At 40.6% G+C, this 26,047-nt stretch carries 18 protein-coding genes; 10 read left to right on the top strand and 8 right to left on the bottom strand.

The genetic code is table 11. From position 1 onward, the window contains the following. Window positions 1–139: 139 nt before the first annotated feature. Window positions 140–1,183, top strand: a complete 1,044-nt coding sequence (locus tag BN3769_RS05530; RefSeq protein WP_068468429.1) for a macro domain-containing protein — start codon at window positions 140–142, stop codon at window positions 1,181–1,183. On the opposite strand, the gene BN3769_RS05535 is transcribed toward BN3769_RS05530, so the two are convergent. Continuing rightward, window positions 1,149–1,670: a hypothetical protein gene (locus BN3769_RS05535; RefSeq protein WP_068468431.1), complete on the bottom strand. Its 522-nt coding sequence runs from the start codon at window positions 1,668–1,670 to the stop codon at window positions 1,149–1,151. The two genes, BN3769_RS05530 and BN3769_RS05535, sit on opposite strands and share 35 nt — an antisense overlap. Window positions 1,671–1,917: 247 nt before the next feature. On the opposite strand from BN3769_RS05535, the gene BN3769_RS05540 reads away from it, so the two are divergent. Beyond that, window positions 1,918–3,018 (top strand): PIN/TRAM domain-containing protein, encoded by a 1,101-nt coding sequence (locus BN3769_RS05540; protein WP_068468433.1) that lies wholly within the window; start codon window positions 1,918–1,920, stop codon window positions 3,016–3,018. A gap of 7 nt (window positions 3,019–3,025) precedes the next feature. Next, a complete protein-coding gene (gene acpS / locus BN3769_RS05545; RefSeq protein WP_068468434.1) occupies window positions 3,026–3,406 on the top strand; it encodes a holo-ACP synthase in 381 nt (126 codons plus the stop codon). 327 nt (window positions 3,407–3,733) lie between these two features. Here the strand turns inward: acpS and BN3769_RS05550 are convergent, their stop codons facing one another. After that, window positions 3,734–4,666, bottom strand: a complete 933-nt coding sequence (locus BN3769_RS05550) for a hypothetical protein (RefSeq protein ID WP_068468436.1) — start codon at window positions 4,664–4,666, stop codon at window positions 3,734–3,736. Window positions 4,667–4,981: 315 nt separating this feature from the next. After that, window positions 4,982–5,932: a thioredoxin-disulfide reductase gene (gene trxB / locus BN3769_RS05555; protein WP_068468439.1), complete on the bottom strand. Its 951-nt coding sequence runs from the start codon at window positions 5,930–5,932 to the stop codon at window positions 4,982–4,984. A gap of 462 nt (window positions 5,933–6,394) precedes the next feature. On the opposite strand from trxB, the gene BN3769_RS05560 reads away from it, so the two are divergent. The 6 genes from BN3769_RS05560 to BN3769_RS05585 all read left to right on the top strand — a co-directional run bounded on the left by BN3769_RS05560 (window position 6,395) and on the right by BN3769_RS05585 (window position 16,163). Then, entirely contained in the window at window positions 6,395–6,937 is a 543-nt protein-coding gene (locus BN3769_RS05560; protein ID WP_068468441.1) for a hypothetical protein, read from the top strand. Between the two features lie 585 nt (window positions 6,938–7,522). After that, on the top strand, window positions 7,523–10,333 hold the full coding sequence (locus BN3769_RS05565) for a hypothetical protein (RefSeq protein ID WP_068468443.1): 2,811 nt from the start codon (window positions 7,523–7,525) through the stop codon (window positions 10,331–10,333). Beyond that, window positions 10,330–10,773, top strand: a complete 444-nt coding sequence (locus tag BN3769_RS05570) for a cyclic nucleotide-binding domain-containing protein (protein ID WP_068468445.1) — start codon at window positions 10,330–10,332, stop codon at window positions 10,771–10,773. The genes BN3769_RS05565 and BN3769_RS05570 overlap by 4 nt, the downstream gene beginning before the upstream one ends. Beyond that, window positions 10,770–12,314: a methyl-accepting chemotaxis protein gene (locus BN3769_RS05575; protein WP_068468447.1), complete on the top strand. Its 1,545-nt coding sequence runs from the start codon at window positions 10,770–10,772 to the stop codon at window positions 12,312–12,314. Before BN3769_RS05570 ends, BN3769_RS05575 begins: the two co-directional genes overlap by 4 nt. A gap of 9 nt (window positions 12,315–12,323) precedes the next feature. Continuing rightward, a complete protein-coding gene (gene putP / locus BN3769_RS05580; protein WP_068468449.1) occupies window positions 12,324–13,787 on the top strand; it encodes a sodium/proline symporter PutP in 1,464 nt (487 codons plus the stop codon). Between the two features lie 363 nt (window positions 13,788–14,150). Next, a complete protein-coding gene (locus tag BN3769_RS05585) occupies window positions 14,151–16,163 on the top strand; it encodes a hydrolase/aminopeptidase (protein WP_068468451.1) in 2,013 nt (670 codons plus the stop codon). Between the two features lie 174 nt (window positions 16,164–16,337). On the opposite strand, the gene aroE is transcribed toward BN3769_RS05585, so the two are convergent. Genes aroE through aroA form a run of 4 tightly spaced genes read right to left on the bottom strand, consistent with a single transcriptional unit; the run spans window position 16,338 to window position 21,353 of the window. Beyond that, window positions 16,338–17,828, bottom strand: a complete 1,491-nt coding sequence (gene aroE, locus BN3769_RS05590; protein WP_079989420.1) for a shikimate dehydrogenase — start codon at window positions 17,826–17,828, stop codon at window positions 16,338–16,340. Next, window positions 17,806–18,930 (bottom strand): 3-dehydroquinate synthase, encoded by a 1,125-nt coding sequence (gene aroB, locus BN3769_RS05595; RefSeq protein ID WP_068468455.1) that lies wholly within the window; start codon window positions 18,928–18,930, stop codon window positions 17,806–17,808. Before aroB ends, aroE begins: the two co-directional genes overlap by 23 nt. Next, window positions 18,927–20,018, bottom strand: coding sequence for a chorismate synthase (aroC, locus tag BN3769_RS05600; protein ID WP_068468457.1), 1,092 nt, complete (start codon window positions 20,016–20,018; stop codon window positions 18,927–18,929). The genes aroB and aroC overlap by 4 nt, the downstream gene beginning before the upstream one ends. Before the next feature lie 45 nt (window positions 20,019–20,063). Beyond that, entirely contained in the window at window positions 20,064–21,353 is a 1,290-nt protein-coding gene (gene aroA, locus BN3769_RS05605; RefSeq protein WP_068468459.1) for a 3-phosphoshikimate 1-carboxyvinyltransferase, read from the bottom strand. Between the two features lie 665 nt (window positions 21,354–22,018). Here aroA and BN3769_RS05615 point away from each other — a divergent pair. After that, window positions 22,019–24,019 carry an MORN repeat-containing protein gene (locus BN3769_RS05615; RefSeq protein WP_068468463.1) on the top strand — a complete coding sequence of 667 codons (2,001 nt, stop codon included), beginning with the start codon at window positions 22,019–22,021 and terminating at the stop codon, window positions 24,017–24,019. A gap of 50 nt (window positions 24,020–24,069) precedes the next feature. Here the strand turns inward: BN3769_RS05615 and BN3769_RS05620 are convergent, their stop codons facing one another. Continuing rightward, the gene (locus BN3769_RS05620; protein ID WP_079989421.1) at window positions 24,070–25,557 is read right to left on the bottom strand and encodes a sodium/proline symporter; all 1,488 of its coding nucleotides are present in this window, start codon (window positions 25,555–25,557) and stop codon (window positions 24,070–24,072) included. Window positions 25,558–26,047 lie beyond the last annotated feature (490 nt).

The raw sequence follows: 26,047 nt of genomic DNA on the forward strand, positions 1-26,047 counted from the left end.
AATTTAGCATTTAAAATTTTAAAATCCATCATAAAAATTATCAAAATTTAAATAAACAATACAGAGACAAACAAAACTATTTATTTATAGTATTTAATTCGAACAGATGTTATTATCACTTATTTATTAAATTAATATTATGATTGAATCTTCTCCTTTTCCTCCTTCTGTTTCTTTTTGGGCGCCTGTTAAGGTGAGCATACCTGCTTCTCCCAGTTTATTTCATTTATTTTTTGAAATTGGCTATTTAGCAGACCACTATCTTTATTTAGGAGACCAAGAAGTTTCCTTGCATAGTCGCAAGTTTTATCCATTTGACCAAACGGTCACTGCAGATGTTAAAATAAAGCCCTCTTTGGTATCGAATATTCTAAAAGTTTCTTCCTTCGTCCTATCTTTTTTTATATTGCCTTGCTTAGCGCTTCCTTTTAAACTTATTTACAAGTTGAATCTTAAGCATTTAAAAATTCAAAGTCAGCCATCGCCGCGCATTCCGCCTGTGTTCATGAGGCAAACCGGGGAGACAACCTCTTCCCTTCATGCTCTTCCTTCAACCAGGAATGTTTGCATAGCAGAAAAATTAATTGGACAAACTAAAATTGCCTTGATGACTGGCGATATTACCAATGAATCTGCAGACGTCATTGTTAATGCAGCAAATGCTTATCTTATAGCTGGAAATGGGGTTTGTGGAGCCATTCATGGAAAGGCAGGCTCTCCCGTTCTTTATGAATGCCAGGAAATCCTGGCTAATTTGAAAAAATATCCACTCTCCTGTGGAGATGCTGTCCTTACATCCTCTGGCTATTTAGAAAATAGGATTAAGGCGATTGTCCATGCCGTCGGACCAGATTGCCGCAACGGACAAGAAAATCAACGAAGAAAGGAATTACTACAAAGAGTCTACCGCAATGCTTTAACTTTATGTGCAGATCCGGTCTCCCATCCTGCATCCGTCAGCAGTGAAATCGATGTTCACTCTTACCGCACGATTGCTTTTCCATCGATCAGCACAGGAATTTATTGCTATCCTCTAAAGGAGGCGGCGGAAGCGGCCTTGGAAGCTGTTGCAGAATTTATCAAGCAGCATCCGAAGGCCTTTGATGAAATCCGCTTTGTTTTCTTACCAGCGAAAGTCGATCCAACTGTTAATTTTTATCAGGAAGCTCTGCAGAAGTTATAATTTTTGAGCGATTGCGAATAGAAAAGGCTCGTCGAAAATAGAGCATAGCTCCTTGAATAAGCGCTGTACCGATGATCACGTCTACTCCACCTCGTACATCAAGAGGAGCGAAACGGACAACAAACCCTAAGAGCACCATGACGCCGAGCAAGATAAAATATTTTTTTGTATAAAGCCGACTCAAAGGAGCTGGATTGGGCAGGGTTAAAATTCGTTCAACACTTTTCTCAACAGTTTTTGAAAAAACATAGCGGCCTTTCATGAAGCCCAGCCACAAGGCAATGGCAATGACAATTAAAGCGGCTTGATCCCAGCCCCCTGCTAGATTCACTAAATTATCCAAAAGCGGCCGTTGCATTGTTGCCAAATTTTCTTTTAAAATAGAGGCGACAATAAAATTAAGTCCCAAGGGTAAAAGAAAGCAGCCTATCGCAAGCCAGATTAATCCCGACAGCACAACTAGAGTGGTATGACTCACTTTTAACATATGATCCTCCTTCTATAATCAAAGAAAGTGTAGCTTAACCCTAGGTTATTGCCAAGCCTTCTCTCATTTTTTTGCCGGCACTTGCAGTGCTAACAAATTAAGTTTTTTTAATTTATATACAAAAAATGAAGATTTGGTTAAGATTAAACAAGCGTTTTTACAAACAGACCCAAAGATGGTGGAAACGTAAAATTAATCCTTAACAGATTATCTTAACCACCTTAAGTACACTGAGGACAGAATTAAAATGAGTATTTCTCTCTCATTTATGCGAGTTTTATTCCTTATCATATGCATCTTATTTTCGGTTAGCTTTACAACTCAAAATTTTGAAGGCGGCTTTAACTTAATCAATGCAATTGTTGGCTTATTAGGAGGCTTAGCGATTGCTGGATTCCTAATCGGGTCTGATTTTGCTTTCAAGCGCTTTAATTTGCGCTCTTTCAATACCGCTATTTTAGGATTATTTTTCGGCTACCTGATGGCGCAAGCGATTTTATTTATTTTTGAAGGGATTATCGGTTTAGAGGCTTCCTCAGTTCCTCTATTCATGCCAATCCGTTTCTTTGTCTATCTTTTCTGTGCTTATTTAGGCATGGTCATGACAGCGCGCGCGGCGGAAGAAATTCACGTCAGCATTCCTTTTATAGAATTTAAAGCTGTAAGCCATAAGAAAAAAGATATTCTCGTCGATGTATCTGTTTTGATGGATCCTCGTATTATTGATTTAGCCTCTTCTGGTCTGTTGGATCATCACCTTATTCTTCCCCGCTTTGCAATCAAAGAACTTTATGCACAAGCAGAAAGCGGCGATGAGGCTGGCAAAGCTAAAGCACGTCGCTCTTTGGAAGTCATCAAGAAATTAGAGAGTTTGCCTTCCTTAGACTTACGCTACGTCGACACTGATTTTGCCGAAATTAAAGATCCCATGACGAAACTCATTCGACTCGCCCGTTTTATGGATACGAACATTATCACGTCTGATATCAACCGTATCCAACAATCCTCAATCGAAGGCGTGCGCATTATTAATATTCACATGCTGTCAAATGCCTTGAAACCAATTACGCAAGCAGGCGAAACCATTAACATTAAAATTCAACGTTATGGAAAAGAAGCAAGACAAGGCGTGGGCTACCTAGACGACGGCACAATGGTTGTAGTCAATGGAGGCGCTGAATTTATTGGAGAAACAATAAAAGCCCATGTTCTATCCGTCAAGCACACCTCTTCTGGCAGGATGATTTTCTGCAATGCTTCGGAAGATGGCTGCTTAATGACTGAACAAGACTTGGCCCAATCTTTATCCGATCTAGATAATACCCATAAAAATTATCTAGCCTTGTAACATTCGCATGATTTTGGGAATAGGCAATGATATTATTGAAGTCGCTCGAATTAAAGCTAATTTGGAGCGCTATAAACAACGCTTTATCGATCGCGTCTTCACTCCCCAAGAGCAGGAATATTGCTTAAGCCGCAAAGAGCCTGCTCTGCATTTTGCCGGTCGCTTCGCGGCTAAAGAAGCGATTGTAAAAGCCCTTGGAACAGGATTTAGCCAGGGAATCACCTGGCTAGATATCGAAATCAAAAATGACAGCAATGGCAAACCCTGCGCCATTATCTCGCCACACCTGGCAGATCTCTTTGGCTGCCTACCTTTCCTGCACATCTCCATCAGCCATTGCCACACTTATGCAACTGCCTTTGCCATTTGGGTAAAAGAAGCTGTATAATAACCAAATTGTTTAATGGGCAAGCAATCGACGTATTGTCGTCAAGTGGCCCAAACAAAAGGGAAAAGATAATCCCTTTATTCTACATAGGCCCTCTCAACGTCCGCTTATATTGAAAAGCCTAGTGGTCATTAGCCACTTCCCTCTACAAAACGCATGGAATGTCTTATCCCTTTTTAACTAGACTACCCTAATCAGCCAGGAAGAGGATAGGTTCGCGAGGAATTGGATATAAAGAGAAGGAGTCATCGCAGGTAAGGTTTAGAGATGAAAATGAGCGTGTTTATTCATTGATCTAATTTTATTCCCTGTTAAGGCACTTTCTTTCTATAAGCCGAATGTATAAAGCAACTGCAAGACGATTTGCTGGGTATGAACGGGAAAGTTACGCGCGTAAATACGTGTCGTATAAGCCAAGGAGGCGCTGCCTAAAAAATCAATCAGGTAAGTATAGCGCCATCCTAAATCAATGGATTGATGCTGGATAGAGCCATACCCATGAAAGGACGTCCGATGAAGAGCTTTATGTCCAAGCCCCCATAAGGTGCAGGCAAAAAGCTCCAATTCATGCTTCTCTTTTAATCGTTTGCTATAAGAGAGATCAAAGCGAAGCCACGGGGACCCTCTTTCCGCAATTCCTATCCCTCCCATCGCCCACCAGCGGGAAATCCACTTATCCTCTTGAGCTGTTTCCTTTCCTATCGAAGCAAAAAGCTCAGCTTCGCTGCGGCCATGATGAAAAGAACTGGGATCTTTTAAGCTTTCCACAAAAGATTGAATGAAGCTTAATCCAGTTGTAAAAGTCACAGGATCTCCAGCAATATCGTCCATCCATGCATAACGCCCATTGACCCTTAAGTGATCTATCCCTCCACTTTGCCGGCGCGTGCGTGCAGCTGTCGCTTCCACTTCAAGGGCAAATTGAGGCTTGGCAGTCAAACTAAGGCTGCTCGTCAAAAAGAAATCGTCAGAGGCATATCTTGTCAAGTGTGAATGGGAAGATAAGTAGCGGTAAGTTTGGTAGCGTAAAGAGTTGCGCCATTCAAACTCCAAATAAGTGCCCAACCAAGGTTGGTACTCTGTTCCCCAAAGCGGTCCTAAAAAGAGAAAAAAGCTCATGCCAATTAAAATTCTTTTGGCAAAAGCAGTGCTTGCAAATAAATTTAAAAGAAGAATTGAGGCTTTCTGTTCTAAAATTGGAGTCTCTTGCCTTAACAAAGATTTCTTTCTGCAGGCTTCCTCTTTTAGATTAGAAGGCATTTTCGGATCCCGGGTTTACTATTTCGCAAGTGGGCTTAAAACTTAAGACTATTTACAAATTGCTCATAACTTAGGTCCGCGCTCTTCCCGTAAAATAGGGGTAATCGCAAATATAATCCATAATGATTTGTAAACACTCTAAGAGGGTATCTTAAAACCCCTACTGCCCTAAATTCGAGTTCTTCCTAGGGCGACGTTCGAGTAAGACAGCTATATTGGCTTTAATATGGCTGCCTTGCTCAAGTTTCCTCTTAGGGAGAAAAATAATCTCAAATATAGGCGACTATGACTTTTAATTTCCCCCTAAACCAATTCTCAAGATTCCAGTCCTTTTTCAGACAGCCATCTCTCAGCATCTAAAGCAGCCATACATCCGCTTCCAGCCGCTGTGATCGCTTGGCGATATTCAAAATCTTGTACATCGCCAGCCGCAAATACGCCTTCTACACTCGTATGTGTGCCTTTGAAAACTTTAATATATCCGTTTGGATGCACGTCGAGCTGTCCTTTTAAAAAGGCCGTATTAGGCTGATGCCCAATGGCGAAGAAAACGCCGCCTGCCTCATACTTTACTTCATGTCCTGTTTTGGCATTCTTCACAAGCACAGAACGGACTATCTGATCCCCTTCAATAGAAATAATCTGAGAATCCCATAGCACTTCAATTTTGGGATTTTTTAAAGCCCTTTCTTGCATAATTTTGGAGGCTCTTAGCTTATCTCTTCTGTGCACGATATAGACGCGACTACCGAATTTCGTCAAGAAAGTCGCCTCTTCAATGGCGGAGTCCCCCCCTCCAATAACAAATAAAGGACGATTGCGGAAAATAGGGGCCGCCCCGTCGCAAACCGCGCAAGCGGTTACTCCTTTTTGCCAAAACTCTCCATCTCCCGCTCCTGGAATATCCAACCGCTTTGCCATCGCCCCGGTTGCTATAATGATTGCATCCGTTTCATAATGCGTTTTTCTTCCCTTCACAATAAAAGGATGCCGCCCAAGGTCAACATCTTCGACATCCTCGCTAATGACCTTTGTTCCAAAACGGATGGCTTGGCTGCGAAAACGTTCGGCAAGCTCCGGTCCTGTTATGCCTTCTGGAAAGCCTGGAAAATTCTCCACTTCTGTTGTTGTCATCAACTGACCACCTGCCGGTCCAACAAAAAATCCCTCAAATAAGACTGGATTCAAATTGGCACGGGCAGCATAAATAGCCGCTGTATAGCCTGCAGGTCCTGATCCAATAATTACTAATTTAACCTTTTCCATCTTTAAACCTTCGTTTGCATTTCATATCGCAGTAAGCTCAAAAAATTGATGGTTGGACAACGCGAATGCCCTTGCGGTTGAGCACGTCGCTTTAAAGACTATAATCCAGTCAATACTTGCCCGAGGGCATGTCTCTAAAGCGATGTTCCCGCTTAAGCTTCAGCTTATCAAAAAACCAATTTTGGACTCACTTCAATATCATTTACTTCACCGGCCAGCTTCTTTCAATCGCTTCATGACATAAGCATTCGCTTATCCGGAGTTTGATCTCCCATTTGGCCAGTAAAATTTTATTTAAATAAAACCTCTAGTTTATCTTCTGACAAGCAAAAATTCAAGCTTATTCATCTTAATTATTTTTTAATATAAAACTAATAAATAATTATTACAATTTCCATTGACTAATTAATTAATAAATAATAATATTACTAACGAAATTATAATAATTTTATTAAGGTCAAAATGAGTTCTTTTTCATCTACTATTAATAATACTTATACGCATACTTCTCATTTCGTGGGAAATTGCGTGCATGTAGCTGGAGAGAATCTTTATTCTACCGGGCTAGCTGTTTCGAGGAAATGCAGGCAAACGGCAGAAGCCATTCATGCTTTTGTTTCTGAACATAGTGGAAAGATCTTCTTTATTGCGTGCACGTGTGCAGCGGCTTATTTTACGCCTCAAGTTTTTTTCCCAGCCGCTGTAATCGCGATTATTTTACGAGTCGAATTTAAAGAATTAATGAATGAATTTATTAAGGACAACCATAATCCTTATTTTCCGAATCCCAAATTTGGGCCGCACTATATTAGCGCGATGGATTATACGCTGGGAGCAATCGGCGGAGCTCATGCTTTAGCATTAGGAACAGTGTTTACGACCAATTCCTTGGCTGTCACTTTAATTCCAGCTTTGGCCGGCATAGCGGCTGGCAATTGCATAGCTAAAATTGGAATGGACGTTGTCGAGTACTTCTATCCTTCGCATCGTTCCCTTGTCGCTTGATCATCCATCTTAGAGGAGGCCGGGCGCGCTTTCAAATAAGTCTGCTTTGCCACTCAATCTTGTTAGAAGCACGAAAAATTTTTAGCTATATTTTTTAATATAACGATTTTTTTTTACGCTTGCAACCAATTTGGCAGACAATCCATCCTATTTCAGATCCTGGACACTCTCTAAGCAACCAAACTATTATAATCTCAATTATCAAATAATTTAATTCATAAAAAAACAAACTCTTTTTATTCAATATTTTTTTCATATTTTCGAGATATTCTATTGAACAAATTACTTTTAACTGTCATAATTGTTGCGATATTGGCGCCAAAAAAGATAAAAAAATATTTTTTATCGCGAGTATGTTTACAAAATTAAAATGAGAGGCGAGCTTGTTTCTTCATAGGAGGCATCTAAAGCAGCAGGGCAATAATGAGAGAAAAGCCCTGCTACTCTAAATTGCCTCCTAACAGAAAGAATTGAATCTGAATCCTTAGCAATTTATAGCATACTTTAAAACCGCTAATGAATTTGACGATAGTTTCTAACAATTGGAGTTTACTTTCTTTAGGTTAAGAGGAATTAAATTAAAAGATGATGACACCAAGGGGAATTCTACAAAGGGTTTTCCATATTTATCCTGGCGAGGAGCGCAATGCGCTTCTATTTGCATTTTTAGGATTTCTATGGGCTTTTGGAGTAACATGTGGATTAAAGTTTGCTGACGCCTTATTTCTGCTTCATGTAGGAGCGGAACATCTTCCGCAAGCTTATACGCTTGCTTCCTGTGGAATGTTCGTTATTGCTTTCATTCTGCTCTATGCCTTTCATAAATTCTCTTCTTATCCCATCTACTTGACCACTCTCTTGCTAGGCATTAGTTTCTATCTCTTTGTTTTTATATGCCGGTTAGCCGGCATAGGAGAAAATTCTCATTGGTTTTGGTATGCCTTAAAATTGGCGGGCTTCTTCTTGTTTGCCGTTCTGATGACTTGTTATTGGACTTTTATTGATCAATATCATCATCTTCAGGATGCCAAACGCCTATACAGCCTATTTAGCTCGACTATTTTCTTAGGAGCGGCTAGTACAGGCCTTCTCATGAATTCAGGGTTGTTTGATTTAAACCACCTTTTACTATTGATTATTGTCCTGTTAACGCTGACCTATTTTTTGGTTAGGAAGATTTCTCGGATTATTCCTTTAGTCGCTCATGAAGATATGGAGACAGAAGGCCAGTTTTATGAAGAAGGCAGCTCCTTTAAATTTTTGATCAAATCTATTTTAGGCTCTCCGTTTACGCTCTTATTAATGACGAGCAATTTTATTATTTATCTTTTGCTTGTCATTACTGAATATAATTACATGTTTACTTTTGAGAACCATTTTGCTTCGCAGCATGACAACAATTTAGGAGGGGGAACGGAAGCTCACTTGACTTTATTTTTAGGTCAGTGGCTCGCGACTGTGAGCGTCAGCAATCTCTTTTTTGGACTTTTCCTCTATAGCCGCTTAGTCAGACGTTTCGGCATCAGCAGCCTGCTTATGATTACACCGATTTTGCTGATTATTTCCTTCACAGGCTGGTCCATTAGCGCTAGCCTCGTATTCCCGTTAATTGGTTTTTTTGTGGTGGAAGGAACGCTATACGTCATTGATGACAGTAATTTTAACCTATTACTGAATGCCGTCCCAGCTAAGCTCAAGTACAAAATCAGGGTAATGATTGAGTCATTTTTTGAACCGGTGGGCATGTTGACAAGCGCTATTCTCCTGTCCTTTTTTCAAAATCATAGTAAATTGCTAGGTTTAATTTTAGCTGCCAGCTTGTTATGCATCGCTTTGGCTTTGCGATCCCGCTATTTAAAGGCCTTATTTTTTAATTTATCTCAGAATGCGGTTCAGTTCCGCAGAACTGTGAAAGATTGGCTTGGAAAAATGACGGACAAGCAGCAAAGGGCGGCGGAGAATCGCTTATTGGCCATCTTGAGCAAAGGCGATGAAGAAGCTCAATTATTTGCTTGTGAGGGGCTGCTCGCCTTTGAAGATCCGGCAATCCTCAAGAAGCTCTTAAGCGAAGGGACTCATATGCAGATCTCGGCTAAAATCAAGCTGATTCATCTGCTCGAACAAAGTTTATTTGCCAAGAACAGCCTAGTGCTAGATACTCTGCAAAATTGGATTCAGCAAGATTTCGATATTCAATTAAAAAGCGCTGTTCATCTTTATTTAGCACGCCAAGGCCTTCTTCATCCGGAAAAAGTGCTTAGCGACCTGAAGAGTCCTGACATCCATCTTCAGGGAGCCGCCATTGTGGCCCTTAAGAAATCGCTTGCCTATCTTCCACCAACGACAGCCGCTTATAACCGCACTTTAGCTGCCCAGCATTTGAAATTGCTATTGGATTCCCATCATGAAGAAGAATTATGCATGGGATTGCAAATTCTAGGCATTGATGGAGATGCGCATGATGTCGATATTTTGATTTCTTATTTAAATCATTCTTCTCTGGCGATTTCCCGTGCTGCTTCTAAATCCATTGCCTTAGCTCCTGCCATTGATTCTATCCGACAAGCTCCACGCCTGCTTGCGCACTTGAATCAGATTAGCGACAATGAAGTCAGACTGAACTGCATGCATGCATTAGGTAAAGTTAACGATTCCAGCCTTGTGCATGATATTATTCAAACAAGTTTGCATTTTAGGCCGAATGAAAGGCGTTTAACAGAAGAAATCATTTATAAAATGGGACTCAGAACTGTTCCCACCCTCCTTTCATTGACAAAAGATACGCAAATGCCGGATCGCTGCCGCGTTCTAGCCGGTCGCATTTTAGGCCGCCTATCCCTTCCCCAGCTAAGGGCGAATTTATCCGATGTGATACGGCAAGAAATAGAGAGAGCGTATTTTTACTTTTATCACTATCATACAATTCAGTCCCACTATCCGGATTTGGATCTTAGCATTTTAAGAGATGTTTTAATCACAGATTATCATTCTGTTTTAGATTTTATTATTCAATTGCTCGGCGTAGCTGGCGAGGTGGAAGATGTCGAACTTCTCTCCCGCTCTTTGCGCAGCCACAATCCTAAGGTGCGCAGTCAAGTGGTAGAAACGCTGGAAAAGACCTGCGAAACCGCCATTTTCCGTTTATTGCAGCCGTTAGTCGATGATATTCCTTATGAGGAGAAAATTCGCGCCTATATTAAGTCTAGACATACCCCTTTGAGCTTAACAGAGTTATTAAATAAGATGGGCGATTCTTCCGCTAAAATTGATCAAATTATTGCAGCGACAATGAAATACCATTTAAACTTGCCTAATTGGAGAGAATCTCTAAGACAGCAAATGTCGAGTCAAGATGAAATTTTTCACCACTTTGCTTACGAGTTGCTTGAATCATGAAACATTTAACTTTAATAGATAAAGCCTTTCTTCTTAAGCGGACACCGCTATTTAGTACATTGGATTTAGATCTTTTGCTGACAATTGCCGATAAATTAGGAATTGTTGTTTTTGATGCAAATGATTATGTCTTTGTTGCCGGAGAAGAAGCTAATCGCATGTACTTTATTATTGATGGAGAGGTCGATATACGGCTGACGGACGGGCAACTGGTCTGCCATTTAAAACCCGGGGATTTCTTTGGGGAAGAGTCTCTTTTTAACGGCAAGCCTCGCGCTTATGGAGCTTTCACACCAGTTGAGACATATGTATTGACGCTTTCGCGCACTAATCTCTATACAATTATTTCGGAATGCCCCTCGGTTGCTATCGGCTTTTTGCAAGTCTATACTTCCGCTATGCAATTTAGACCTTTAAAACAAGCAGAGACTGACAAATGACTATCCGCTCAAGGCTGTTGCTTTTACTCTTGCCGCCTCTAACAGCTTTTTTGATCTTAATTTCCTTATTCTTTTACTTTAATTGGTCCAGAGAAATCTTAGACAGCTTCAAGTCCCGTCTTCAATCAATTGTTGTAGCCACCGCCCAATCGATCAGTAGGACAGAAATTGAATGGATGGATGAGCATCTTAAAGATCCCGATCTCAAAGACAATCCTCGTTATCTATCTTATCGCCAAGAATTTGTTGCGTTAAAGCAGAAGCTGCCCATCGCAAATTTATATATTGTCCAAATTGAGCCGGTACAAGAAGGCGAACTCATCTTATTAAATGAACCAGAAAATCCCTTAAATCAAATTCATACAAGTCAAGATCCTCAAAATGCGTATAGGCAAATCTTCCTGCTTGATGCAAGCGACTCTAAGCAATCGCCCGTCAATGCCCCAGGAGATTATGATTTCAGCGAGACAGACGAGCATCTTGTTTATTTCACTAAAAAAGCATTTGTCACTCCCATTTACCTAGCACGCCGCACAAATGAACGCTTCATGTCTGCCTATGCGCCTATTTTGAATAAAGAAGGCGAAGTGCTCGCCCTGCTAGGTGCAGACGTTGGTATGGAAGCGATCGATAATAAGCTTCACAATGCTTTATTCATGATTATTAGCGGAGATTTGGTCACTTTATTTTTAGTCGTCCTAACCGTTTTCCTAATCGCCGAGCACATTAGCCAACCCGTGCGAACATTAAATCAAGCTGCATTGGAAATTGCTGCAGGAGATTATGATGCCAATATCCAAGTCAAAGGGCCAAAAGAGATTGTTGAGCTGGCAAATACGTTGAATATTATGAGCGAGTGCCTAGTCGAGAATATCAGCCGCCTGCGCGAGAGCTCTTTGATTAGAGAAAGAATGTATGGAGAATATGAATGCGCTTTGCTTCTCCAACATTATATGCTTCAAAAAGTCGTAGAGGATTTTAAAAATCCGCATATGCGCATGCGCTTAATTTCAGTCGGTTTGGCCAATAATCAGAAGGGACTCTTATTAAAGACGGAAAAAATACCCGGAAGCGATCTTTCCTTGACATTGATAGAAGCAAAGGATCCTAGCTTTTCAAGCCTATTCGAGCTCAATCAAGAGGCCTTTTTGCCATTAGATCAACAGCCTAATGCTAGATTCATGGAATGCCACTTCTTAAAGGATTATTCCCTGCTGCGCTATCATTTGCAAAAATTATTTTCTCCTCTAGTCTGGTCTATAAAATCCCAACAGTTTATAAGAGGATCCCAGCAAGAAATACCGCTTCAAAACCAGGATATGGTGTTTCTATACAATAGCGGCTTAATCGAGCAATTTGAAACAGAAGAAAAAATCATTTCTTGGCTTACAAAGGTATTGAAGCATTTTTCAGAAGATGGATTAGACATTATTCATACCATGCTGACAAATGAGCTTAACTTTTTAGCCAAAAAGCATTTATTAAAAAGAAACTGCCAGATAATTGTCTTGCAAATAAAAATTCCGGAGATTTTACTTTAGAGTACATTTATGCATATTCAAGTCATCGCTGCCTTCATCGCTTATTTTACTCTCTTGCTTGTTATAGGGCTCATCTTTCATAAGAGACAGACATCTTCTTCCGATTTTATTATGGGAAATCGTTCGCTGAGTTTTTGGCTTGTAGCCCTCTCCGCTCACGCAAGCGATATGAGCGCCTGGCTTTTCATGGCTTTCCCTATGACAATTTTTGTACTAGGGCTCCCCCATATTTGGATTGCAATGGGCCTTTTATTGGGAATGTTTTTAAATTGGCAATTCGTGGCTCCAAAGCTTAGAGCAATGACCGAGAAATATGATTGCTATACATTATCTTCTTTTTTTGAAAAGCGATTTCAAGACCGCTCAGGCTCTATCCGTTTGCTTAGCGCCATTGTCATGGTCATTTTCTTGACCCACTATCTTTCCGCCGGCCTAATCGCCATGGGATATCTGTTGGAATCCTTATTTGGCCTCAATTATTTTTTCGGCCTTTCGGTCGCCATGTTGGTCGTCGTCGTCTATACCTTTTTGGGCGGTTTTACAACCGTTGCTTGGACAGATTTATTTCAGGGCATTTTCCTTTTGATCATGATTATTTTGGTTCCTCTAATGGCGCTGGCCAAAATCGGAGGCTGGCATGAAATCACACAAATTGCCCAGCAAAGAGAAATCTCTTTAACGTTAATTAGCGACAACAGCTTGGATTCTTTTATAGCAATCTTCTCTCTTGCTCTAGGATGGGGTTTGGGTTATTTTGGCATGCCGCATATCATCACAAAGTTCATGGGGATTAGAGACGTCTCTGAAATGCATAAGTCCAAATGGCTAGGCATGTCTTGGCAACTTATTGCTCTTGGAGCGGCTGCCTGCATCGGCTTAATCGGTATTGCGTATTTTCCCGAAGGCTTAGAAAAGCCCGAAATGATATTTGTCGAAATGGTCAAAGACCTTTTCAATCCCTTCATAGCAGGCTTTATTCTATGCGCAGTCATTGCAGCCAATATGTCAACAATGGATTCGCAAATTCTTGTGTGCGCATCTATTTTAAGTGAAGACTTATATAAGCACTTTCATAAACACCTGCCATCCGATCGCAAAGTTCTGTGGATCTCTAAACTAAGCGTTGTCATTATCTCCCTCATCGCCCTGCTGCTTGCCTTTAATAAAAGCTCAACTATTTTAGATACCGTCCTCTATTCTTGGTCTGGATTGGGAAGCGCTTTCGGTCCTCTTGTTTTAATGACATTGTATTCTGAGCGCATCAATCGCTACGGAGCTTTGGCTGGCATCGTGGTCGGTACAACCGTTGTCATGATATGGCCAACTCTCAATCCCCTTTTGACCAAATATGAGCTCCTTCCCATGATTCCCGGGTTTATTTGCAGCATGATCGCCATTTATGCGGTTTCTCTTTTAACAAAAGACAAGCAAATGGATTCAAGTTCATCTATCTCTGCTTCTAAATCAATTTGATCCTTCAAGGCCCTTTCGCTTAACAGGAAAGGGCTTTTAAAAACAGCGTTACATAGATGCTAGGGCGTATCGCCAATTAGGCATGAGCTGCATTTTACGCTCTTTGCCGTTCATCAAGCTAAAAGCCTTCCTTGGTAAATATTTAAAAATTAAATTTTTAATTTATCCTTAATCAAAAAACTCCTATATTGCGCTCTGCAATTGATATGCCCCAAATTTCGCTCTCGCGCATTCAAAAACCGTCTATAGTTAAACCATCCCCATTTCAATAGGCAATTTTCAGCGATCAATTCTTTCTGCAAATTAGGCAATGCATCAAGACAATTGTGCCCGTTTTAAATAACATTTTTATTAAGAGGTAAGATGTATACAAGAAATATAGGCCTTCCCAACCCGAGTTTAATTTTTCCTTCCCCACAGGACAAATCCCTCGCTGGAACACATCATTCTTTAGAGGAAACAGAAAAAAAAGACTCTGCGTTTAATCCCAGTGAACAACCACCCTCTTCTGGTCCTTTACCAAATATGGAAAGTTTAAAAATTTCTGATAGCATCCGCATGGCCATGGACAAGCTATCCCCAAGCAATCCAACCAACCTTTCTTCTGTTCAATTTAAAGATCCCCACACTTTTTCCCGCCCTTCAGAAGCCATTGTCAGACATATGGACTTGCATTTTAAAATTGATTTCGACCGCAGGCAAATTAAGGGAAAAGTTTTCCTTGAAATCGAGAATCTCGTCGGTACAGATACAATCCATTTTGATACGGAAAAACTAGCCATTCTCCATGTGACTGATGAAAATGGCGCACCCCTTCGCTTTACGCTAGGAGAAGCCCAGGACTATTTAGGGCAGGATTTAACTGTTGCTATTTCAAAAAATACCAAAAGAATTTGCATTGAGTATGAAACATCCCCCGATGCGCGCGGCTTGCATTGGTATACCAATGACAAGGATGATTTACTTTTGTATTCTCATTCTCAACCCAATTACACAAGAAGCTGGCTGCCTTGCCAAGATACACCGCAAGTTCGCGCCACTTATACAGCCCATTTCCAAATAGATCCTCGCTATCGCGTTGTCATGAGTGCGAATAATAATCCCCAGGAAAAAAATGCGCAGGGAGATTATCAATTGAACATGCCTTTTGCCATTCCTTCTTACCTGATGGCCTTTTGTGCCGGCTCTCTCCACTATAAACCCGTTGGCCCAAGAACCGGAATTTATGCTCATCCGGCAGTCATTGAAGAGGCTTACGAGGAATTTAATCAATTAGAGGAGACGGTAGAGAAAATCGAAACTATTTTAGGACCTTATTTATGGGAGCGTTATGATATTTTGTTTCTCCCCCTCACTTTTCCGGCTACCGCGACGGAAAATCCTTTGCTCAGCTTTTTCTCAAAAATGGCCTTAACAAAAGATAGATCTCGTTTCAATATTGTCTATCATGAATTAGCTCATTCATACTCTGGCAATCTGGTCACCGCTGGCACATGGGAAGATCTGTGGTTAAATGAAGGAATGACAACATGGATTGAACTTCTCTTGGCTGAAACATTGGTAGGACAAGATTATGCGTCCATGATAGCCAAAACCTATCTGAATCAATTGACAAGCTCCATAAGCAAAACGCCTCCCAAAGATACGCAATTGAAAATGGAATTGGCAGGACGCGATCCCCGGGCAAGCTTTACCTCCATTCCTTATTATAAAGGATATTTTTTTCTTAAAGCATTAGAAACCCATTTCACGCGGGACGAACTATTAAAATTTTTAAGAAAATATTTTGCCGATTTTAAATTTCAAAGTATGACGACAGAGAAATTTGAAGGGTATTTATTCCTTCATTTATTCCATAAAGACCACGCGCTTTTTGATCAGCTTAAAGTGAAAGAATGGCTATACCACCCTGGCCTTCCTTCTAATTGTCCGTCTATTGAATCTAAATTAATTGCCGAAACAGATGACATATTTTCTCAATGGAATCAAAGTAAAGATATGGACTCTCTTTATGAAAAGACAAAAGCCTTTATTCCTCAGCAATGGATCTATTTTATTCAAAAATTGCGTTTCGCTTCTGTAGAGCAGCTCAGGCAGCTAGACAACAAATTTAATTTTAAGGCGGATCCTAGATGGCATATTCGGGAGCAGTGGCTGACGAATGCCCTTATTTGCGGCTATTCAGATGTATATCCTGAAGTTAAGACATTTGTTCTCGAAATACAAAAACCTTACATTGTTCAAAGCTTTTTGAGTGAACTTGTTAAATCGGAAGAAGGGGTGAGAGTCGCAAAAGAAATTTTTAATGAGGGATTGCCGGTCTTTCGATCCCGCTCCCTGATTGCTGCCCAAGAAATCATGAAGGCATTTCTTTAATCATTAGACGTGCCCTTACGAATTTTAGTCGAATCGGAAAAAATCCTAAAAGCTTTTTCCGATTCGACTATCTACTCAACATTCAGTTAAATAAAGGCCGACCAGCCAAATTTTCAATAAGCGTCATGCTGACGTCGATTAGAGATATCTCTTAAAAACCACCGATTATGCGACCTATTCCAACGCCAAATTCAATTTCGCGATTTTCTCTTCCAGTTTCCTTTTTGCATAAGGAATATCTATTTGTCCTTTAAACCATATCGCAAATTGGCCTAATGCTTGCTCGATGAACATTTTGTACCCATAGATAACCGGACAGCCTCGCCGCTTCGCCTCCTGCAGGAATTCTGTTTCTTTTGGGCGCGTGTGGATGTCCATCACCGCAGCATGGGGAAGGATGAAGTCGGAACTGATAGGCATGTGATGGGACGTGCAATTGATAAGGACATCATATCCTTCTTCATAGCAGGCTTGCATCTGCCCTAGAGCTTTGCATTCATGCGGATAATCAGCAAACCTCCTAGATAGATCAAGGGCCCTTTGCAAAGTCCTATTTAATAAGACAACCTTTCCTCCTCTGCGGCAAGCCTCGAAGGCGATAGCCTTGGCGGCCCCGCCTGCCCCTAATAGGATAATTCTTTTATCCTTAACGGACATAATCTCTTCAATGGCGTTTAAAGCGCCTATGCCATCTGTGTTATATCCTGAAATCGCTCCATTAGCAAAGGAGAGGGTATTGACCGCTCCAATTTTATTGGCATCGGCATCTAAGTGATCGATCGAGGCTAACACGTCCTCTTTTAGCGGCATTGTCACGCTGAGCCCGCTAAATCCCAATTGATGGGCATATTTTAAAAAGCCATCCAGCTGGCCCGCCTGAACAGGAATTTTCACATAAACGGCATCGATCCCCAATTTTACAAACAAATCATTATGGGTATAATGGCCAATGCTCAGGCTGACCGGATCGCCTATTAGGCCAAATATTTTGGTTTCTTTGTTCAAATTGGAAAAATGATAAACATCTAGCAGCGTTTTAGCCGAAAACTGTCCTTTCGCCGTCTTTGAATCTCGATCGAGGCTGGCATAAGTAATGGGGCATCCCAAAATAGGGCCTAAGATTCGGCTAGGCTCTTCTTCATTACCCATACTCATGGTATTAATGCATTGATTTCCTTTTTTTGCCAATTCAAGCAATCGCATGGCATCAATTTGCGTATTTGCCTTGGCCGCAATTTTATACATATTGGCAGGAATTGCCCGCATTGCTTCATAAATGGAATTCAAATCTTCCGGGGTTTCATTAAAGTTATGGTAAGAGACGATAAGCTTTATATCCGGATGCTGAGCGCGAATTTCTTTTGCAAAAGAAGGCTCAACATCGCTTTCCAAGTCCAAGTAGTGCGGATTTAGCTTAGCTAGACGGCGAATAGTGTCCAATCGAGCTTGTTCATCGCCTGCAAAAAATCCACCCTGGCCAGGTTTTCTTAATGTAAAAATCATGGGAATTGAATACCGGCTCATCAAGCGCTTCAAAGCCTCTTCATCCCAGTTCTGAAAGCAATCTATGCGCAGTTCAATTAATTCCACTCCTGGCGGAATGTTCTGAATTTGTCGGCTGATATCAGCGTAAGTAGGCCCTTTAATGACAACACAAAGCATCATTCATCCAGTGTAAGGCATTCATGAATATTTTTTCATCTACAGCGGCGCAATACTCCGAATGGCAAGAGAGGGGAACTCCGATGTCTTGCAGCAGGACAATTCGTGGTAATTTTTTTTGCGATTTTTTATCTAGCTCCATTGCTCGCATCATATCCTGTGGATAAATAGGCGTTGGCAAGATAAAGGGAAGCGAAAAAGCCTTTAGCAACGCATGCATCAACTCAAGGACTTTCCTATCAAGATAGCCTAATTCAACAGCAACATAGCTCTCAGTTAGCATTCCAATGGCAACGGCTTCCCCATGCGGGAGAGAAAAACCAGTCAATAATTCAAGCGCATGGCCGACTGTATGGCCGAAGTTTAGAAGGCGTCTTTTCCCTTTTTCGTGAGGATCCTGCTCGACAATTTCCTGTTTGATCCGGCAGCTATCCCAAATGGCCTTTTTTACTATTTCAAGACTCAAGGATTGAAATGCTTGGGCGTGCTTTGTTAAATAATCGATATGGGCTGCATCTGCAATGAAACCATGCTTGATCATTTCGACAATGCCATTTCTAAATTCTTTTTGCGGCAATGTCTTCAGAACTATGGGATCGATACAAACCATTTCAGGTTGTTTAAAGCAACCGATTAAATTTTTCCCATAAGGCACATTGACTCCATTTTTCCCTCCAATGCTAGCATCCACCATGGCTAATAAGGAGGTGGGAATCATAACCAAGGGAATGCCTCGGCAATATGTGGCTGCAAGATATCCTCCCAAATCCAGGGAAACTCCGCCTCCTAAAGCAATCAAGCAAGTATCTTTTCCTAATCCCTGCTCAAACATCTGATTTTCTAATTGCTCTTTTATTTCACGAGATTTCGAACTTTCACCGGCGGGAAATGAAAAAAGAAAGGCTTCCAACCCTTGCGCAAGAAGAAGAGCTTGCATTTGTTTGCCAAAAAGAGAGGCAACCACACTATCTGCAATGATGGCAAAACGCTCTCCCCACTTCACCAAACGCTGAGCAAGAGTGGATTCTTTTAGCATTCCTTCTTTGATTTCAATAGGATAGGCATGAGAGGAGCCTTCAATGCTGCATTCCAATAGAAGTGTCATAAGCGTACGCAACGATTTAATAATACGGCATCTGCCAGAACAAGCGCCAACATAGCTGATACGACAGGGACGGCTCGGATAGCAACACAGGGATCATGCCGGGATCCAATAGGGAGCGTAAAATTCGCTGGCTTGCCGGAAGCAGTCAAGGTTTCTTGCTTCATAGCGATGCTAGAGGTGGGTTTAAAAGCCACTCTTCCAATGAGGGGCATGCCTGTTGAGATCCCTCCCAATGTCCCTCCTGCATGATTTGTTTTAGTTTGAATTTTTCCTTCCACTTCAATAAAAAGGTCATTATGTTCCGATCCTTTCATGCCTGCTGATTTAAATCCTGATCCCATTTCAAATCCCTTTGTAGCAGGCAAGCTCATCATAGCGTAAGCCAAGTTAGCCTCAAGCTTTTGATAGACAGGATCTCCCAGTCCAGTAGGCAATCCTATCGCCAAAAACTCAACAACCCCCCCTAGCGAATCGCCCTCTGCTTTCGCTTTTTCAATTAAATCAACCATGGTTTTTGCAGCCTCTGCATCGGGACAAAAAAGAGGGTTTTCATAAATGCGGCAATGGAATCCATGCCTCTCTTCATAATCAATATTTGCTTTGACTGAATGAATTTGCTTAATGTAAGCGTATAGCTCAATTCCAAAATACTTTAAGAATTTTGAGGCAACTGCACCCGCAGCCACACGAGCTGCCGTTTCTCTGGCCGAGGAACGCCCTCCTCCTCTATAGTCAAACAGGCCATATTTCTCCAAGTAGGTGAAATTAGCATGCCCTGGCCGCAAAAGCTCTTTAATCGATTCATATTTGCTTGAGTCTGCATCATGGTTGCGGATGCAAATGCAAATAGGCGCCCCTGTTGTACGGCCTTCAAATACTCCGGATAAGATTTCGCCTTGATCGGATTCTTTCCTAGGCGAGGTATGGGGATTTTTTCCTGGCGCACGCAAAGCCAGCGCCTGGTTGATCTCCGCCTCACTAATCTCTATTCCAGCCGGACAGCCGTCAATAACAACGCCTATAGCCTTTCCGTGGGATTCTCCCCAAGTAGTGATTTTAAAAATATTTCCAAAAGAATTAGCGCTCATCGTGTTTGCCTTTCTAGCCGATTTGTAATAATCCTCTGACAAGAATCAGGGATGCTCTTGGATATGCGCGCCTAAACATCTAAAATCTTTGATAAAAGTGGGAAATGTTTTTTGAATGGATTCTGATGAATCAATCCACGTTTCCCCTTCTTCTGCCCCTAAACCCGCAACAGCCAAAGACATGACCATGCGATGGTCTTTATAACCTTTTACATGAGCGCCCTTGAGTTTGGAAGGTCGGATAATCAACCCTTCTTCTCGCTCTTCAATATCAGCGCCCATTTTCTTTAATTCCTTATAAATGCAATGTAAGCGGTCGCATTCTTTGCTTCTAGCTATGCCTGCATTAATAATCTTCGTTTCTCCCTCTGCAAAACACCCCAAAACAGCTAACGTTGTGACAGCATCGATGAAATTATTGATATCGATGACTTTCCCTTTTAGGGTTCCCCCTTTTCTTACTCGGAGAGTTTGGTCATGTTCATGAATTTCAATATTTGCCCCCATATTCTGCAGGGCATAAATCAGCTCTTTATCCCCTTGGCAATCCTTCATATTTACATTTTTTAATACAAGTTCCGAATTTGTCACTAAAGCAGCTGCAATAGGAAAGGCAGCAGAGCTAAAATCTCCTGGAACATGATAGGTAAAACCATTAAAGGAGGCTTTGCCTGGTACGGAATAATATTCATAAGAATGATTTGTATAAGGAATCCCTAAAAAATCAAACCAATTCAAAGTCAAATCAACCCAAGGCTTCTCCCCTGGATTTTTAACAAAAATTTCAATAGGGCCTTCGGCAAAGGCTGAGGCTATCAATAAAGCAGACACAGGTTGAGAGTCGGAACCTTCTACAACTGTTTTTCCGCTTTTAATCGGTCCTTTGACAATAACCGGAGCATACTCATCTTCTCTCATCGTGGAGATGGTGACCCCTAGCTGCTGTAAAGCATCCACCAATGGTTTAATGGGCCGCTGGCTCCTAATGGAATCATCCCCAGTAATGACCGCATATTTTGCCCCTAAAGCGCTTAAAGCGGTACAAAAGCGCAGGATTATCCCGGAATTGCCCGCATCAATGATATTTTCCGTTTGAGTGACTTTTCCCCCTATTCCCTCAATTTCAATATAATCTTCATAAGGAGAAATAAGCGCGCCAAAATTGCGGCAAGCTTCAATCATTGACAAAGTGCCGTCAAAAGGAGGGCAATTTTTAATAAGGGATTTTCCTTTACCCATCGCTCCAAATAAGATAGCGCGGAGAGTGTGGGATTTAGACGGAGGAATGAGAATTTCGCCGGCTAACTGTGATTTCTTTACAGAGATTTGTCCCATTTTCTTACCAGATAGAATGCATGCTTAAACAATTTATAAAAGCCAAAAGCTCCCTTCTCTGAATTCGAGATATTTTTTCTAAGAAGCACTCTTGCTCAAATGCAAGCGATTATAAGTTATTTTAGCAGATGCTTTGATGAATTCAGAGAACGATTTAATTTATAAAAAATAGAATAGAATAGTTAATCTTTTATTTCTATAATAGTCCGTTAAATAATTCCAAGAGCTGAAATGATGCCAAATCGCCAGGATTAATCTACAATCATTTTTTTGCTTACTGCCCCTATTCACTTTACTCTTTCTTGAAAGTTCTATTTTGATTTGAAGTATTTGAATAATTTTGATAGATTCTTTATAAAGTCATTTCGCAACAATCAATTATTTTATCTTTATTTCTTATCTTATAAATTAAAATAAAGACGCCTTCCCATATACGAATGAAAAGATGATCAAAAAAAACATAAAAGAAAAGTTCGTCTTTTTATACCTAACGGAGCTAAATCCCTCTCTATTATTTTTTTATTTAAAAAAAACATTTCCGAAAAATCGTCGCTTTAAAAGTTTAATGTTTTTTTACTATTTTGTTTATTCCATAGGCAAAATCAAGTTATCACGTTTATTATTTCTTTCTAGTAAGGCATGCAATTTAAGTTTAAAGGGGTTTTATGACCAGAATAGCTCTTCAAGCTAATACAGATAGGCTTCCTCAACAGCCCATAGGCTTAGTTCAAACGATACATGAGTGCTTTGGACGATCCTGGAGACTCATTTCATATAGTGTGCAGGAAACCGGAAATTTTTTTGAGAAAATTTGCAAAACTTCTCAGCCACCTCTAACAGCCCCTGAGTCTTCTAATATATATTCCACAACAGAGGGCCAACCTTCTTCTCTTCCTTCCTCTGTCCATCAATTAGCCATGTCGCCTGGATTAATTCCTTTATTGCATAAAAGCTTTCAGCTGACTTGGAGAACAATTTCTTTTATTATTAATCAGAATCAGAGAATCCTTGAAAGAATAAATGGGGCAACCAAACCCCTTCTGCATCAACCAGAGGAACAACCCCAATTAAATCAACCTCTTCCGATTATTTCTAGGCCTTCTTCGACAGATCCGCTGACAAATTCAGGCAATACGGATCCAATAGACTCAATAACACAACCTCCTTTACCGAAAGGCATTCCGCAACCCCTAACGAATACTGATCCGCAACCCCTTCCTAAGCCAACTCAAGAAGAACAGTCCTCTAAACCATCAACGGATCCTTCCCCCCTTTCACCTCTGCCTTCCTCCCCTGTTATTGTTCCTCCCCCTCTCTCTCTTCTTTCAACTCCTCCATCGACTATTAGCAGATCGACATCGGAGACCGGCTCTATCGATAACGGGACTCCTGTTCAATCAGAAGAATGGAACTATGAAAATGACTTGGATTCTGTTTCAAGCTTTGAAGACGAAGAAGAAGACGAAGAAGATGGCTATAATTTTGATAAATTAAGCTCTGATATTTTCTCTTTTCTCCTGCAAGAGATATTAGAGCAGGATTCTTCCCTCTCCTTAAATGATTTTTTAAAGACAGGGATCATATGGGATGCGGAAGGCAAAAAGCAAATTAGAACACCTTTAGAGCAATTAAACGGCACTTTTACTATTGTCTGGCCTAACAAATGCATTTACCGAGGGAAAATCAAAAATGGAAAACTCAATGGAAAGGGCTATATAAGCCTTATCGACAACGGCAAGGAATTGTTGGCCGTTGATGGAAAGTTTGAAGATAATATTCTTAGGCAGGGATTCTTTAACGAAGGAAATCGCCTTTTCGAAGGAAAATTTATCCAGGGTTATGCAACAGGTTCGGGAAGCATTAAATATTGGAATAGCAAAGAGATTTCGCAATCTTTTGATTTAGAGTATAAAGGGGAATTTAGAAAGGGAAGGCCCCATGGAAGGGGCAAGTTTCTGGAATTGGTGGATGGCAACATTGAAGTTAAGATGGCTGGCTTTTTTGATAGGGGTAATTTAAAAGAAGGCTTTCTCAGATTAAGGGATGGAAGAGTATGCAAAGGCCAATTTAATAACGGCATATTTCGCAAAGGTATTATTTCCGATCCCAGAAATAATTCGATATATGAGGGTGAAGTAGAAAATAACAATCCTCATGGATTAGGCAAAATTGAATCTTCTCATATTTTTGAATGTGACGGAGAAAGCGTTCAGTTGACTATTAAAGCAAGCGGAAGATTCATAGAAGGCAAGTTTGTTGAGGGTGAAGAAAACTTTATATGGGAAGGCCAGCAGAAATCTGGTCACTTGATGGTGTCATTAAATACCAATGAAGATCAAGAACTCATTATAAATGAAGAAGAGGATAACATTCTTACACGTACGTTTACATTTAGCCCTCCTCCTAAAGAAATGAAAGATATTGCTTTTCTAAACGGTAAAGGAACAATAAGATTAACTACTCTTAATTGTATCTATGAAGGACAGATTCAGAACGGTGTGCCGGATGGACAAGGTAAACTTATAAATTATGAGGCTAGGGAAATAATTGAAGGCTCTTTCGAGCAAGGCTGTTCGTCAGGCCCAGCTACCATTACGAACATGGATACAAAGGAAGTCAAAAAGGGCTATTATGATGAAAACGAGGACTTCATCGAAACAGATTAATCTTCCAACAAGGGACAGGCTAATTTCTCATTAGCCTGTTCTATCTTTCTCTAAATAATCTTTTCTATAGCCATTTGATCACTCTCTTCCCCTGCAGGCATTTTAATTTTACCGGCATTGCTATCCGGCATCAGGTAAGAAATGAGATAAATAGAAATTAAATTGCAAGCAAAGCCAGGAATCATAGCTGGAATTGTATACTCCCAGATAAGCGAATTAAGATAAGACCATCCCATCGCAACAACAGCGCCAATAAGCATACCTGCCATTGCACCATAGCGATTAATTCTTTTGGAATAAAGGGATACAATCACTAAAGGGCCAAAAGCGCTTCCTAAACCAGCCCAGGAATAACTAACCGTATCCATTATCGTCGCGCTTTTATTTAAAGCCAACCCCAACGCTACGAAAGAAACGAGTACAACCCCAAGCCGGGAAATCAATAGCTGCTTGTCGGAGGCTTTCTCCTGTTTGGCAAACATGGCATACAAGTCTTCGCTAATAACCGATGCGCAGACAAGTATTTGCGAGTCCATCGTAGATAAGCTGGCAGCTAAAACAGCGCATAAAATAAAGCCTGCTATAAAGGGATGAAAAATCCCTTTTACCATCTCAACAAATATCATTTGAGGATTTTCAAGCCCATTGGGAAAAAAAGCGATGGCAACAACACCAACCAAAATCGCAGCAGAAAGCACAATGATCTGCCATCCTATTCCGAGCCATTTGGATTTATTCAGTTCGGAAACCTCTTTAATACTCATAAATTTGGTAATCACGTGAGGCATGCCAAAATAGCCTACCCCCCAGCTAAACGCTAACAAAAACATTGTTAGAAAAGCCAAAGGATCATTATCCGGCAACAATGAGAAACCAATTCCCTTGCCTAAAGCGACTTGTGAGATCTGATCTATTCCCTCTAATTTAAAAAAAGCCAAAAGCGGAACGCAAACAATCACAAGAAGTAAAAACAAGCCTTGAAAAAGGTCTGTCCAAGCGACAGCCACAAACCCACCAACAAATGTATAGGCAACGACAACGCATAAGGTGAGAATTAATCCAAAATAATAATTAAGTCCGAATAAGGATTCTAATAAAGTTCCTATCCCAATCATCCCTGCAGATAAATAATGAGTAAGAAAGATGATAAGGATAATAGCACTGATCAATCGAATTCGCCCTGATGTATCATTCAAGCGTTTTTCAAAAAAAGAAGATAAAGTGTAACAACCATATAGCTCTGTTTGGATTCTGAGACGCGGAGCTATCCATTGCCAATTTAAATACATTCCAATAACCAAACCGATGGCAATCCACGCTTGCGACAGGCCTAATAAAAAAACAGACATCGGCAATCCCATGAATAACCAAGCGCTCATATCGCTTGCATGAGCCGATAAAGAGACCAGCCAAAAGCTCATTGAACGATTTCCCATGATAAAATCGGCAGAAGATGTATGCTTTTTATGCGCTATCAATCCTATTAATAAGAGGAGGGCAAAATAGCCAAGAAAGGCCGAAATAAAATAAATATTCATCGTTTTATCCTTGCCTGTTCATTCTTTGTGGTAATACCATGACCGCACTTATATCAGTATGAAATATCAATATGAGACTTATTAAGAGCATAAACGATTCACACTCTTGACTATTTATTTCTTTAAATCCTGAAAGCGTGTCTCCCAATTCATAATGCCTAGATTCCAGATTATTTCTCAGTCAGGTTGAGTGAAAAAAACTTGAATCTAGGTTATTAGCAATTTGAAAACAAGCCCTCAGACCCATCGCTCAATCATACAGATCATCATAAAATTATCAAGGATAAGCTTGGATTTTCTGAATAATGTTTAATATTTATTTTAGTAAAATTTAAATAAAAAATAAATTTAACCAAATTAAAGAACATAAAATTTAAAAAAATCAAAAAAAAATAATTTCCGCTTAAATAAAAGGCATCCTTTTAACTAAAATTGAATCTTAAGATACCTTATCGAGCGGCGCATGGGCAGTAGCCGGATGTGGAAGCGT

Origin of the sequence: Candidatus Protochlamydia phocaeensis, from assembly GCF_001545115.1 — a bacterium.
GTDB lineage: Bacteria > Chlamydiota > Chlamydiia > Chlamydiales > Parachlamydiaceae > Protochlamydia_A > Protochlamydia_A phocaeensis.

Coding starts and splice junctions, on each gene's coding strand:
- BN3769_RS05560 (WP_068468441.1), top strand. CDS start 6,395: ATGAGTTCTTTTTCATCTACTATTAATAATACTTATACGCATACTTCT.
- BN3769_RS05540 (WP_068468433.1), top strand. CDS start 1,918: ATGAGTATTTCTCTCTCATTTATGCGAGTTTTATTCCTTATCATATGC.
- BN3769_RS05535 (WP_068468431.1), bottom strand. CDS start 1,670: ATGTTAAAAGTGAGTCATACCACTCTAGTTGTGCTGTCGGGATTAATC.
- BN3769_RS05585 (WP_068468451.1), top strand. CDS start 14,151: ATGTATACAAGAAATATAGGCCTTCCCAACCCGAGTTTAATTTTTCCT.
- aroB (WP_068468455.1), bottom strand. CDS start 18,930: ATGACACTTCTATTGGAATGCAGCATTGAAGGCTCCTCTCATGCCTAT.
- BN3769_RS05575 (WP_068468447.1), top strand. CDS start 10,770: ATGACTATCCGCTCAAGGCTGTTGCTTTTACTCTTGCCGCCTCTAACA.
- aroA (WP_068468459.1), bottom strand. CDS start 21,353: ATGGGACAAATCTCTGTAAAGAAATCACAGTTAGCCGGCGAAATTCTC.
- BN3769_RS05565 (WP_068468443.1), top strand. CDS start 7,523: ATGATGACACCAAGGGGAATTCTACAAAGGGTTTTCCATATTTATCCT.
- BN3769_RS05570 (WP_068468445.1), top strand. CDS start 10,330: ATGAAACATTTAACTTTAATAGATAAAGCCTTTCTTCTTAAGCGGACA.
- aroC (WP_068468457.1), bottom strand. CDS start 20,018: ATGAGCGCTAATTCTTTTGGAAATATTTTTAAAATCACTACTTGGGGA.
- acpS (WP_068468434.1), top strand. CDS start 3,026: ATGATTTTGGGAATAGGCAATGATATTATTGAAGTCGCTCGAATTAAA.
- BN3769_RS05530 (WP_068468429.1), top strand. CDS start 140: ATGATTGAATCTTCTCCTTTTCCTCCTTCTGTTTCTTTTTGGGCGCCT.
- putP (WP_068468449.1), top strand. CDS start 12,324: ATGCATATTCAAGTCATCGCTGCCTTCATCGCTTATTTTACTCTCTTG.
- BN3769_RS05620 (WP_079989421.1), bottom strand. CDS start 25,557: ATGAATATTTATTTTATTTCGGCCTTTCTTGGCTATTTTGCCCTCCTC.
- BN3769_RS05615 (WP_068468463.1), top strand. CDS start 22,019: ATGACCAGAATAGCTCTTCAAGCTAATACAGATAGGCTTCCTCAACAG.
- trxB (WP_068468439.1), bottom strand. CDS start 5,932: ATGGAAAAGGTTAAATTAGTAATTATTGGATCAGGACCTGCAGGCTAT.
- BN3769_RS05550 (WP_068468436.1), bottom strand. CDS start 4,666: ATGCCTTCTAATCTAAAAGAGGAAGCCTGCAGAAAGAAATCTTTGTTA.
- aroE (WP_079989420.1), bottom strand. CDS start 17,828: ATGATGCTTTGTGTTGTCATTAAAGGGCCTACTTACGCTGATATCAGC.